This is a genomic window from Flavobacterium sp. HJJ, assembly GCF_015351475.1.
GTDB lineage: Bacteria > Bacteroidota > Bacteroidia > Flavobacteriales > Flavobacteriaceae > Flavobacterium > Flavobacterium marginilacus.
Genome location: NZ_JADKPR010000007.1, coordinates 102,744 through 114,918 on the forward strand (window position 1 = coordinate 102,744; position 12,175 = coordinate 114,918).

General features: G+C 32.6%; 12 protein-coding genes. All 12 read right to left on the bottom strand.

All coding sequences use genetic code 11. The annotated features are described in order from the left end of the window. Position 1 precedes the first annotated feature (1 nt). Positions 2 to 1,588, bottom strand: coding sequence for a sensor histidine kinase (locus IRZ80_RS07765; RefSeq protein WP_194640989.1), 1,587 nt, complete (start codon positions 1,586 to 1,588; stop codon positions 2 to 4). 59 nt (positions 1,589 to 1,647) lie between these two features. Then, complete coding sequence (coaE, locus tag IRZ80_RS07770) at positions 1,648 to 2,244, bottom strand: dephospho-CoA kinase (protein WP_194640990.1); 597 nt, start codon at positions 2,242 to 2,244, stop codon at positions 1,648 to 1,650. A 1-nt stretch (position 2,245) separates the two neighbouring features. Beyond that, positions 2,246 to 3,244, bottom strand: a complete 999-nt coding sequence (locus tag IRZ80_RS07775; protein WP_194640991.1) for a glycosyltransferase — start codon at positions 3,242 to 3,244, stop codon at positions 2,246 to 2,248. Between the two features lie 110 nt (positions 3,245 to 3,354). Next, positions 3,355 to 4,161 carry an enoyl-ACP reductase gene (locus IRZ80_RS07780; RefSeq protein WP_194640992.1) on the bottom strand — a complete coding sequence of 269 codons (807 nt, stop codon included), beginning with the start codon at positions 4,159 to 4,161 and terminating at the stop codon, positions 3,355 to 3,357. A 95-nt stretch (positions 4,162 to 4,256) separates the two neighbouring features. Next, a complete protein-coding gene (gene fabV, locus IRZ80_RS07785; RefSeq protein WP_194640993.1) occupies positions 4,257 to 5,447 on the bottom strand; it encodes an enoyl-ACP reductase FabV in 1,191 nt (396 codons plus the stop codon). A gap of 91 nt (positions 5,448 to 5,538) precedes the next feature. After that, the gene (recN, locus tag IRZ80_RS07790) at positions 5,539 to 7,191 is read right to left on the bottom strand and encodes a DNA repair protein RecN (protein ID WP_194640994.1); all 1,653 of its coding nucleotides are present in this window, start codon (positions 7,189 to 7,191) and stop codon (positions 5,539 to 5,541) included. A gap of 52 nt (positions 7,192 to 7,243) precedes the next feature. Continuing rightward, on the bottom strand, positions 7,244 to 8,128 hold the full coding sequence (locus IRZ80_RS07795; protein WP_194640995.1) for a DUF4835 family protein: 885 nt from the start codon (positions 8,126 to 8,128) through the stop codon (positions 7,244 to 7,246). Next, positions 8,121 to 9,332 carry a bifunctional phosphopantothenoylcysteine decarboxylase/phosphopantothenate--cysteine ligase CoaBC gene (coaBC, locus tag IRZ80_RS07800; RefSeq protein WP_194640996.1) on the bottom strand — a complete coding sequence of 404 codons (1,212 nt, stop codon included), beginning with the start codon at positions 9,330 to 9,332 and terminating at the stop codon, positions 8,121 to 8,123. Before coaBC ends, IRZ80_RS07795 begins: the two co-directional genes overlap by 8 nt. Before the next feature lie 9 nt (positions 9,333 to 9,341). Continuing rightward, complete coding sequence (locus IRZ80_RS07805; RefSeq protein WP_026709525.1) at positions 9,342 to 9,659, bottom strand: DNA-directed RNA polymerase subunit omega; 318 nt, start codon at positions 9,657 to 9,659, stop codon at positions 9,342 to 9,344. A gap of 8 nt (positions 9,660 to 9,667) precedes the next feature. Beyond that, positions 9,668 to 10,462, bottom strand: a complete 795-nt coding sequence (locus IRZ80_RS07810; RefSeq protein WP_194640997.1) for an outer membrane protein assembly factor BamD — start codon at positions 10,460 to 10,462, stop codon at positions 9,668 to 9,670. 128 nt (positions 10,463 to 10,590) lie between these two features. Continuing rightward, positions 10,591 to 11,478, bottom strand: coding sequence for a 4-hydroxy-tetrahydrodipicolinate synthase (gene dapA, locus IRZ80_RS07815; RefSeq protein ID WP_194640998.1), 888 nt, complete (start codon positions 11,476 to 11,478; stop codon positions 10,591 to 10,593). A gap of 8 nt (positions 11,479 to 11,486) precedes the next feature. After that, positions 11,487 to 11,975 carry a DUF6913 domain-containing protein gene (locus IRZ80_RS07820; protein ID WP_228520837.1) on the bottom strand — a complete coding sequence of 163 codons (489 nt, stop codon included), beginning with the start codon at positions 11,973 to 11,975 and terminating at the stop codon, positions 11,487 to 11,489. Between the last annotated feature and the right edge of the window lie 200 nt (positions 11,976 to 12,175).

Here is a 12,175-nt window from a genome sequence, read left to right on the forward strand (position 1 = left end):
TCTAATTTATTAAAGGTAATTTTATAATGAAGGTACTTCCTTTTCCCTTTTCACTCTCTACATATATTTGACCATTATGGTCGTCTACAATTCTTTTTACATAAGCCAGACCTAAACCGTGGCCTTTTACATTATGAATATCCCCTGTATGCTCTCTGTAAAATTTTTCAAAAATTCTTTTTTGAGCAATTTTACTCATACCAACACCATTATCTTTTATTTTAATTAAAACCATATCTTTAATATTCTCCGTATAAATATCAATTTTAGGTATCTCAGGGGTATACTTTATTGCATTTTCCAGAACATTAACTATTACATTCGTAAAATGGACATCATTCAATAAAACTATTTTTCTGATGGCTCCAAAATGAGTTGTAACTGTACCTTCTCTGTCTTCCAGAATTAAATTCACATGCTCAATAGCATCATTAATTACTTCTTCTATATCACTGGATTCTTTAATAATATTCAGTTCTTTCTTCTCTAATTTTGAAATCCTTAATACATTTTCTACTTGGGCATGCATCCGTTTATTTTCGTCCCTGATCATTTCCAGATACTTAAACACTTTGTCTTTGTCTTCAATAATTTTAGGATTTCGAATAGCATCCAAAGCTAAATTTATCGTTGCAATTGGTGTTTTAAATTCATGCGTCATATTATTAATGAAATCATTTTTGATTTCAGAAATCTGTCTTTGACGTATTAACTGATTTAAAGCTGATGTATAAGCAATAATAATGATTAAAGTAAAAATTATAGACAATATTGTAATACTGACCAATTGTGACAGCAGGAACTTCTTTTTGTGCGGAAACGATACATATAATTTATATTTTTCATTCCCTTCATTATCAGTAAATACTGGTATAGAATAAGTTATAGCTTTATCGTAGACAAAATTATCCGATTTTATTTTGGTAACTATTCCATTGCTTAAAATTCCAAACTCAAATTTGGTTTTTACACCATATTCTTCTAATTCCTTTCTGATTAATTTATCAAGTTCCTCATTAGTTACCCTGTCTTCAAGAGGCATAGCTGATAAAATATCCTTATTTGAAATTTCGAAAATAAATTTATCTAAAATGCCTAAATTCCCAACCTTTACACTTTTAACATCAGGAACCAAACTTTGATTAACTGCAGAATTATCAATGGAACTGTTATTGTAAACCTCTGTTATTCTACTAGAACTAAAGCTTTTAAATTTATTGTTATTATCAAATTTTTTATCAAATGAGGGTAAAGTAATATTATACTGTTTTGATTTAACGTTATTAGAATATACTATAGTCTGATTTGTTTTTGGATTTTTTTGAACATAATAAAACTCCATTAAATCCTCCTCTTTCGGCGCAATTCCTGTACTGTCTATCTTTTTATTGATTTTATTATAAAAGCTATAGAGTTCATGCTGCTCCAATTTTTGAGCGACATTCCCTAAAACCTGTTTAACATGGAATTTAAATTGTTCATCATTATTTCGAAATGAGGTATTAAACCAATACACCTGCACAAGAATTATCCCGATCAGGGAAAGACTCATTAGCATTACAAGCAATCTAAAAAACAGTTTATTCATTCAAGCAAAATTAATATTTTAACAATATACTAAATAATGCATTAACCAAAGATTAACATTTAAGAGTTCGTTTGTTTAATTCTTAAAAATTTAAGAATTTTAACAATTTCTAACTTTAATGCCTCGATACTGGTGTTTTCAATAATAAAATCACTCTTTGATGATTTTTCTTCATCGTTCCACTGATTTTTTATCCTTTCTAAAACTTTTTCGCGTGTGGTTTTATCTCTCGCAATAACTCTTTTAATCCTAATTTCTAGAGGAGCAACTACATTTATAATGAAATCACACTCTTTATAACTGCCACTTTCAAATAAAATTGCACTCTCATAAATAATAAACGGTTCATTCTGATGTTCAAGTGTCCATTGCTTAAAATGCTGCCTAACGGCGGGATGAACTATGCTGTTAAGTTTTGCTAAACGATCAGAATCATTAAAAACAATTTCAGATAATCTTTCTCTAATCAGCAGGCCGTTCTCAAAAACAGCATCTCCAAATTCTGCCCGAACCTGATTTAAAACAGTATCCGACTGCATTATTTTTTTTGCTTCCTGATCTGTTATGTAAACTGGTATTCCATGTGAAGCAAACTCATTGGCAACGGTAGTTTTTCCGCTTCCAATACCTCCTGTCAAACCAATTATCTTTACCATGCTATACTTTAAAAAACAATTCAGGAAAAGCTGTTTTTGGATCTTGCTTTAATATAATAACTTTAATATACGATTTTAAAAAACCAAGTCCGTAACCATAAAACTGTTTCCAAACTGCAATTAACGACAAATAACCTATTTTAATACTCTTATTCTGTATAGAAGATAACAAAAACAATGCCAAGAAATAACAAAAATAAATTTTAAGAAGAATATCTTGATTAAAAACCAACAGTATTAAAGATACAAAAAATCCTATTATAAAAAACGTTGGAAAGAAAAAAGTTAATTTATTGTATTGAGGATACCAACTATTGAGTATTGGTCGGGCTTTACCAAATTTACTTACCTGAACAGTAAATTTATCCCAATCGATTCTTCTCTTATGATATACGAATGCATTTGCAAAAAGTCTTGTTTCATAACCCATTTCCCATAAGCGGATAGACAAATCAGGATCTTCGCCGGGATGAATATTCCCGAAACCGCCGGAAGCTTTGAATGCTTTATTAGATAACCCCATATTAAAACTCCTTGGCTGAAACTTTCCGATTTTTTCAGAACCTCCTCTGATACCTCCTGTGGTTAAAAAAGAAGTCATCGTGAAATTAATAGCTTTTTGGATATCTGAAAAACTGTCTAACGCTTTATCGGGACCGCCAAAACAATCCACATAATCTTCCTGCAGAGCTTTTTCAACTTCATTCAGATAATTACTTGGAATAATGCAATCGGAGTCAAAAATTAAAAAATAGTCTCCCCTCGCCTTCTCCATTCCGTAATTTCTGGAATCCCCTGGGCCTGAATTTTCTTTATAGTAATAGGAAATATCAAGTTTGTCACCATATTTTTGAGCCACATCCTGACATCGGATTGTAGAACCATCCTCGATTAGTACAATTTCGAATATTTGATCATAAGTTGATTTTGCTAAACTTTCTAATAATTCATCAACTTCATCAGGACGATTATAAACAGGAATGATCAATGAAAACAACATAATAGTAGTGAGTTATTTTTTTTTATTAAATTTCGGCAAAGGTACTTCTTTCTAAATAAAAAAACCATCATAAAAAATGATGGTTTTATATAACAAACGTCTTCTTTAGACTATTCAAACATTTCCATTACTTCCTGGCTTACCCCCATATTAGAGAAGCCGCCGTCATGCAGTAAATTTTGTAAAGTCACTTTTCGGGTCAAATCCGAAAACATTACTACTATATAATCAGCACACTCGGCAGCAGTAGCATTGCCTAAAGGAGACATTTTATCTGCAAATGCAATAAAACCTCCAAATCCTTTAACTCCCTGACCTGCCCTAGTCGCTGTAGGAGACTGAGAAATAGTATTTACCCGTACTTTTTTATCTCTTCCAAAGAAATACCCAAAACTTCTGGCAACAGATTCTAAAAATGCTTTATTATCAGCCATATCATTGTAATCCGGAAAAACGCGCTGTGCAGCCATATAAGACAAAGCAATAATGCTTCCCCACTCATTCATAGCATCTTTTTTATACAAAACCTGCATTAGTTTATGAAAAGAAACCGCTGAAACATTCCAGCCTTTTTCTGTAAATTCATAATTCTGATTTGTATAATGATTTCCTTTTCGAACATTAACAGACATCCCTATAGAATGCAGTACAAAATCTATTTTACCGCCTAAAATTTCAACTGCCTTATCGACCAAAATTTCCAAATCTTGAACAGATGCTGCATCGCAAGGTATAATCTGACAACCTATTTTGTCTGCCAGCACATCGATAGTTCCCAACCGCATTGCAGCTGGAGCATTTGTCAAAACAAAAATACCTCCTTCATCATGAATGCGTTCTGCTGTTTTCCAAGCGATTGAATTTTCATCCAAAGCACCAAAAATGATTCCTCTTTTACCTTTTAATAAATTGTACATATTTTTTAAAATAAAGTTATAAAAAAACACCTTATTTCCTTGATTTTAAACCAAGCTATAAGGTGTTTCAAAAATTATAAAATTTGATTTACTAATTAAGATATACTTGGAATCTTAACTAATTCGTTCGTGTCTGCTTTATAATCTACTCCATCAAAACCAAACCCAAATAAGTTATAGAAATCATTTCTGTATCCTTCTAAATCTCCAATTTCGGCAAGATTATCAGTTGTTGCCTGCTCCCAAAGCGCAGCCACTTGTGACTGAACATCCTCACGCATTTCCCAATCATCGATACGGATTCTGCCTTTTTCATCAGTAATCATTGGCTCTCCAGTATATAGTCTTTGCTGATACAAACGCTGAATCTGCTCGATACACCCTTCGTGAATACCTTTTTCCTTCATTATTTTATACAATAAAGAAATATACAGTGGAATTACCGGAATTGCAGAACTAGCTTGAGTTACCAACGCTTTGTTTACTGAAACATACGCTTTTCCGTTAATGTCTGCTAAACTGTCTGAAATTGTAAATGCTGTTGCTTCTAAGTGATCTTTGGCACGGCCAATTGTTCCTTTTCTGTAAACAGCTTCAGTCAATGATGGCCCAATATATGAATAAGCTACAGTTACAGCTCCTTCAGCTAATAGATTTTCAGCTTTCAAAGCTTCAATCCACATAGCCCAGTCTTCACCTCCCATAACAGCAACTGTATTAGCAATATCTTCTTCATTACATGGCTCAATAGAAACATCTGAAACTTTTCCAGTATGAAAATCTACTGTTTTGTTTGTAAAAGTACTTCCGATTGGTTTCAAAACCGAACGGTGCAAAACTCCTGTATTTGGATTTAAACGTACTGGCGAAGCAAGACTATATATAATTAAATCAACCTGACCCAAATCAGCTTTAATAAGATCTAATGTCTGTCTTTTTACTTCATTCGAAAAAGCATCACCATTGATACTTTTTGCATACAAACCAGCTTTATGAGCTTCATTTTCAAAAGCAGCTGAATTGTACCAGCCTGGAGAAGCAGTCTTTCCTTCTGCAGGTTCTTTTTCAAAAAACACACCAATTGTAGCAGCATCAGAACCAAAAGCGCTGGTTATTCTAGAAGCCAGACCAAAACCAGTTGAAGCTCCTACAACCAATACTTTCTTAGCTCCAGCTATAGCTCCTTTTGATTTTACATATTCAATTTGATTTTTGACACTTTGTTCGCTCCCCTTCGGCTGGGCAGTTAAACAAATAAATCCTCTCATTCTTGGTTCTATAATCATAATACTCTTACGTTAATTTATATTGCAATACTTTAAATTGATTGAATGTTCTTATTTTTTTAAATTTAATTGGCAAATATAGCCCAATTATTTAGTTCAACAAGGCTTTTGCATGATTTAAGGCAGAATCCGAAATGACAGTTCCTGACAGCATTTGTGCAATTTCCACTACTCTTTCCTCGTCAGTCAGTAATTTCAATTCTGAAAGAGTATCTTCGCCAACAGTAGATTTAAATACTTTGAAATGTTCTGTTCCCTTAGCGGCTATCTGAGGCAGATGGGTGATCGCAAATATTTGCATCTGCGTACTCATTTCTTTCATAATCTCCCCCATTTTATTGGCAATTTCCCCAGAAACTCCCGTGTCAATTTCATCAAAAATCAAAGTCGGCAGTTTTGAATATTGCGCCAAAATTGCTTTAACCGCCAGCATAATCCTTGACATTTCACCTCCTGAAGCCACTTTTTTTAACAGCCCAAAATCAGTTCCTTTATTGGCCGAAATTAAAAACTGCAGTTCATCTTTACCATTTTCAAAATAAGTCGGAGTACTAGTTATTTCCATATTAAAACGCACATTTGGCATACCCAGCGTTTCTAAAATAGCAACCAGTTTTTGTGATAAAACAGGAATAGCATCTACCCTATTTTTATGTATAGTTTCACATATTTGATCCAGATTCTTTGTCGCATCGTCAGTTAAAACAGTTAATCTTGCAATTTCGTCATCAATGTTTCCTAGTTCCAATACTGAATTTTCCAGAGTATTCTGAACTGCAATTAACTCATCAACTGTAGTAACCTGATGCTTTTTCTGCAGATTATAAATCAGCTGCAGTTTTTGACTAACCAGGCTTAATTGCTCTGGATCATTGATTAATTTCTCAGAATGACTGTTTAACTCAACAGCTATATCTTCAAATTCAATTTTCAGACTAGAAATCCTTTCATACAGTAAGCTGTAATCTGCAGAAAAAGGAGCCATTTTATGAATTGTATTTTTTATTTCATTCAAATTATGCAGAACTCCAATCTGTTCTTCATTAGCAATAGCTAAAGATTTATCAAGCGATTCTTTGATAATCTCAACATTATTCAGCTGTTCAAAATTTTCTTCGAGAACTTCCTGCTCACCAGACTTTAATTTAGCTCCTGCGAGTTCCTCCAAAAGAAAAGCATTGTATTCCTGTTCTTTTGATGCTTCGGTTTTTCTTTTAATCAAAGCATTTAACTTGCTTTTATCAGCTTTATACTTTTTTAATTCTGATTGATATGAATTGATTATTTCCAAATTATTTGCAATTGCGTCAATAATTTGAAATTGTACCGCTTCATCAGACAATTCCTGAGTTTGCTGCTGCGAATGAATATCTATTAAATACAAACCAAGTTCCTGCAGTTCCTGCAGATTAACAGGGCTGTCATTTACAAAAGCTCTTGATTTTCCTGATGGCAGAATTTCTCTGCGGATAATAGTTTCATCTTCATAATCCAAATCATTTGCATCAAAAAAAGGACGCAGATTGTATTTGGATATTTCAAAATGCGCTTCAATCACACATTTTTCTTCTTTATTTTTGAGCGAAGTTAAATCGGCACGTTTTCCTAAAGCCAAACCTAAAGCGCCTAATATTATCGATTTACCAGCACCCGTTTCTCCAGTAATTATCGAAAAACCTTTCGAAAAATCGATTGTTAATTTCTCAATTAACGCATAGTTTTTTATAGCTAGTGAAGTTATCATTAATTAAATTTATAAGTAAAGATGGTTATTTGAAAAAGAAATTACAAAATGACTAATATTTTAATGACTGCCATTTATTTGAATTTGATGGAGAGGTTCTGTTTAAACTATCTACCATATCTGTGATGGTAATACTCGGTCCTCCTGTAAAAACAGATACAATCTCATCTGATTTTGAATCCATAAAAATACGCAGTAAATAAGAATTGGGTTTGGTTTCATTCAGCTTGGCCAAGTTGATTAGAGAACCTTTAATAGTTTCTTTAGCCTTTTTTAGATCTTGGCTCATTATATCTAATCCAGAATAATATTGTGAGCTAGACTGTCTGATATCAGCATAAGTAGGAGATAATAAATCATAAATCAAAAAATACCGGCTAGTTACACCATCCGACTGATTCCAGCCTTTATAGCCTCCTTGCTGTGCCAAATTAGCAATGTTAAGTGCTTCTTTAAAGTAACGGTCACCAATGAAAGGAACAAAAGTATCAGCATCCATTCCTAATATTATATACGAATAAAACGACAAAACTGAAACCAAATTAGAACTGTAACTTGTAGGTATAAAATTCAAATTTTCAAATTCGGTATAATTAAAAGTAAAATCTTTATCATTTATATTCAACACCGGAGATGAATAAGTAGAATTATAAATATTTCTTGAAGACTGTACCTGAATATTTGCAACAAACTGATCTGAACCGTAACTGGAAATCGTAATATACATTGAACAGTTTATCTTTTCTTTCTGCGGAAGTGCCTGCCCTGTCCAATCAGTTTTATTTACAAATTCATTTATGGCAGTTTGTAAAGTCTTAAAAACCTGCTGATTTGAATTACTTATTTTCTGGGTATTTAACGTTACTGTACAATTCAGCTGCTGGGCCTGAATAAAAAACCCACACCCTAAAAATAAAAATAAGACAAATCTAATCATAAAAATGCGCTATTACTTTATTCAAAATATCATCAGCTACAGCTTCTTTAGATTTTAATTCTAAAGGTTCAATATGAAAATCTTTATCGATAAAAGTAACTTTATTAGTGGGTTTACCAAAACCAGCTCCTTCATCCTGCAGCGAATTTAAAACTATCAAATCTAAGTTTTTTTTCTGAATTTTTGCTTTAGCATTCTCAATTTCATTTTCTGTTTCTAAAGCAAAACCAATTAGAAATTGTTTTTTCTTGAATTCACCAAATGAAGCTAAAATATCTTTGGTTTTTTCAAGCTCTATTGTAAAATCATCAGCAGCCTTTTTTATTTTCTGATTAGCTATATTTTTGGGTTTGTAATCAGCAACTGCAGCTGCGGCAACAGCAACATCCATATCCTGATAGTACAAATGGCATGCATCATACATTTCCTGAGCAGAAACCACTCGAACAACTTGAACCAAAGGATTATTAATCCAGCAATGTGTAGGCCCCGAAATCAATATTACTGATGCGCCTAAATTTGCAGCGCTCTGAGCAATATCAAATCCCATCTTTCCTGAAGAATGGTTTCCAATAAAACGCACAGGATCGATCGCTTCGTATGTGGGTCCAGCAGTAATGAGTATTTTTTTTCCTTTTAAAGGCAGTTTACTTTCAAGATCAGCTTCTAAAAACGACACAATGTTTTCAGGTTCTGCCATTCGGCCTTCACCAGATAAACCACTGGCTAATTCCCCATTCTCGGCAGGAATCATTGTATTTCCAAAAGCTTTTAATGCTGCAAAACTTTCAGCAGTAGAAGGATGAATATACATGTCCAAATCCATTGCTGGTGCAAAATAAACAGGACATTTAGCAGATAAGTAACAGGCAAGTAAGAGATTATCACATAACCCGTTTGCCATTTTTGATAACGTATTGGCAGTAGCTGGGGCAATAACCATAATATCAGCCCAAAGACCTAATTCTACGTGATTATTCCACTGTTCATTTTTTTCATCTGAATTATAAAATTCCGAAAAAACAGGGTTTTTAGATAAGGTAGATAAGGTAAGAGGAGTTATAAAATCCTTAGAAGCAGGTGTCATTATCACTTGGACATGTGCACCTGCTTTTATGAAGAGTCTAACTAATGAAGCCGTTTTATAAGCAGCAATTCCACCAGTAATACCCAGCAAAATCTTTTTTCCGCTTAAAACTGACATTAGTATATATTATTTATTTGAATCTCTGTGATAAATTTTGCCATCTAACCATTCCTGAACAGCTAAAGCGTGTGGTTTTGGCAGTTTTTCGTAAAATTTAGAAACTTCAATTTGCTCTTTATTTTCAAAAACTTCTTCTAAACTATCATTGTAAGTAGCAAATTCCTCTAATTTCTCAGTCAATTCTTTTTTAATTTCAGAATTAATCTGATTTGCTCTTTTAGCCATAATTGTTATCGCCTCATACACATTTCCAGTAGGTTCTTCAATAACTGTTTTGTTGTAAGTTATTGTATTTACCGGAGCATTTGTCTTTTTTAAATCCATGACTTTATTTATTTATTAAATTTTTGTAATTCAACATCAATCTCGGCTAACTTTTCGTCTGCTTTGCTTTTGTATTCAGTAGTTGGTTTGAATTTAATCAGATTGTTATAACAGTTTTTTGCTGTAACCAATCTGTCCTGTTTTTTTATAATAACACTGTTTATTGCCAATAAATAAGCTGCATCTAATTTATAATACAATGCCTTTTCTTTATAAGAAGTACCTGGATAATCTGCAATAAAATTATCAAAAGCAATTAACGCTGATTTGTAATTAGAAATTTTATAATATTCATATGCATTTTCATACACTTTACGCTCAATCTTTTCATTCAGCTTTTTTGATATTGCATTTGCTTCAGCTGCATATTGTGAATTAGGATAACGGTCAATAAATCCCTGAATCTTTTCAATTGCTTTAAAAGTATCTGTCTGATCTATAGTGTAAACCGGAGAAAGCATTGCATAACTTTTAGCTCCTAAAAAAGAACACTCTTCAGCTTTTTCACTCTTTGGATACCCTGAATTAAAACTGTCATACTGATATCCTGCTAAATAATACTGCTTTGTTTTATACAAAGACTGCGCATACATATAAAAAAGCTTTTCACCTTGCGGTTTTCCTCTGTAAGATGGTGCCAGCTGCTCAAAAAGACGTATTGCTTTTGAATATTTACCTGCATCATACATTTTTGTTCCTACATCAAACTTTAGAGCTACGTCTTCTTTTTTTAAGGCCTGTTGATACTCACCACAAGAACTAAAAAACAAAACAACAAGCAATACAGATATTATTTTTTTCATTTCATTCACTGATTTTAATTTTATTGCTTAGTATATACGCAGTAAAAGCCACCAAAGTTAGGTAGCAAATTTAGTTATTAATTTAGCTATTACAAAATATTTCTTTAGTTAAAAAAACGGAGCAGATTTTAAGAATTTTTTACCATTTTTTTCACAAATAGCTCCAATCTGCCAGAAAGTGATTCATCTACAGGAACTAATGGCAAACGCAGTACGTTCTCTGAAAGACCGAGAATTTTAAATACTTCTTTGATTCCAGCTGGATTCCCCTGCTCAAAAATCATATCTATACAGTCAGCTAATAAATACTGAAGTTTATAAGCGTCATCAACTTTTCTATTCAGTCCTAATCGGATCATTTCGGAAAATTCTTTCGGAAAGCCTTGTCCGATAACAGAAATAACTCCTGATCCGCCCGCCAAAACAATTGGAAGCGCAATCATATCATCCCCTGAAATCACTAAGAAATCTTTAGGTTTATCTTTTATAAGCTGCATCGCCTGAACGATATCTCCAGCTGCTTCTTTTATAGCAACAATATTTTCGAAATCATTTGCCAATCTAATAACAGTTGACGGAAGCATATTGCTGGAAGTCCTTCCCGGCACATTGTATAAAATCACAGGAATCGGAGAGGCTTCAGAAACGGCCTTGAAATGCTGATATATACCTTCCTGACTTGGCTTATTATAATATGGTGAAACAGATAAAACAGCATCAAAAGCAGATAAATCTCTTGTACGCAGTTCCTCAACAACCTTTAATGTATTATTCCCTCCTACCCCTAGAACTAACGGCAATCTGCCTGCATTCACTTCAATTACCGTAGCTATAACAAGTTCCTTTTCTTCTGCTGACAATGTAGCATTTTCGGCAGTAGTACCAAGCACAACAAGATATTCAATCCCACCGTATATTGAAAAGTTAACAATTGATTTTAAAGCTTCTACATCAATGGTAAAATCGTTTTTAAACGGTGTTACTAAGGCAACTCCTGTTCCTATTAATGATTGCATAATTTAAATTATATTTTGTTTAATATTTTTAAGTATCGAAATAACTCCTCAGTAAAACCTTTATAATTTTCCGGTGCTATATTTACCAGCAAATGATTCAGCCTTTTATCTACAGTCGAAAAACCAGCCTTAAATTTTGCTTTAGAATTATTCGTTAAAAGCAGTAAAAATGGCTTTTCCTCATTATAATAACTAATTAATAAATCAAATTCATCTGAAATAAATTCATTAATTCCCTTATCTGTAAATTCGCATTTTAGATTTAGATCTTTCAAACTAAATGTTGAATAAAAATATACTTCTTTGTTTTTCAAACTATCGCGATAGACAACAATTTTGATATTATCCTCAACAATTCCGTTTTGAATAATTTCCTGCTTTAATGCATCAGTTTCTAAAAAATGGCTTTCATCTACAATTAAACCAACTCTCACTGCTGGCGAACTTAAAGATTCTTCTTTAACATTCAGCAGCTGCTTTTTTAAGGTTTTTTTCAATAAAAAGCTCTTTATATAATTTAAAATCATAGCACTTTTACAAGATTACAAATTTAATTATTTAAGTCAATTTAAGATGGCAAATTTAAAAAACTACAGTGGTTTTTTAAAACTTTTTGTTATATTCTTAACATTGTTTTTTATTATTTCAAGCACTCCGAAAAAATTAAGCAACGAAATCATCTGCTTTTTACTTTACC

Coding starts and splice junctions, on each gene's coding strand:
- IRZ80_RS07765 (WP_194640989.1), bottom strand. CDS start 1,588: ATGAATAAACTGTTTTTTAGATTGCTTGTAATGCTAATGAGTCTTTCC.
- coaE (WP_194640990.1), bottom strand. CDS start 2,244: ATGGTAAAGATAATTGGTTTGACAGGAGGTATTGGAAGCGGAAAAACT.
- IRZ80_RS07775 (WP_194640991.1), bottom strand. CDS start 3,244: ATGTTGTTTTCATTGATCATTCCTGTTTATAATCGTCCTGATGAAGTT.
- IRZ80_RS07780 (WP_194640992.1), bottom strand. CDS start 4,161: ATGTACAATTTATTAAAAGGTAAAAGAGGAATCATTTTTGGTGCTTTG.
- fabV (WP_194640993.1), bottom strand. CDS start 5,447: ATGATTATAGAACCAAGAATGAGAGGATTTATTTGTTTAACTGCCCAG.
- recN (WP_194640994.1), bottom strand. CDS start 7,191: ATGATAACTTCACTAGCTATAAAAAACTATGCGTTAATTGAGAAATTA.
- IRZ80_RS07795 (WP_194640995.1), bottom strand. CDS start 8,128: ATGATTAGATTTGTCTTATTTTTATTTTTAGGGTGTGGGTTTTTTATT.
- coaBC (WP_194640996.1), bottom strand. CDS start 9,332: ATGTCAGTTTTAAGCGGAAAAAAGATTTTGCTGGGTATTACTGGTGGA.
- IRZ80_RS07805 (WP_026709525.1), bottom strand. CDS start 9,659: ATGGATTTAAAAAAGACAAATGCTCCGGTAAATACAATAACTTACAAC.
- IRZ80_RS07810 (WP_194640997.1), bottom strand. CDS start 10,462: ATGAAAAAAATAATATCTGTATTGCTTGTTGTTTTGTTTTTTAGTTCT.
- dapA (WP_194640998.1), bottom strand. CDS start 11,478: ATGCAATCATTAATAGGAACAGGAGTTGCCTTAGTAACACCGTTTAAA.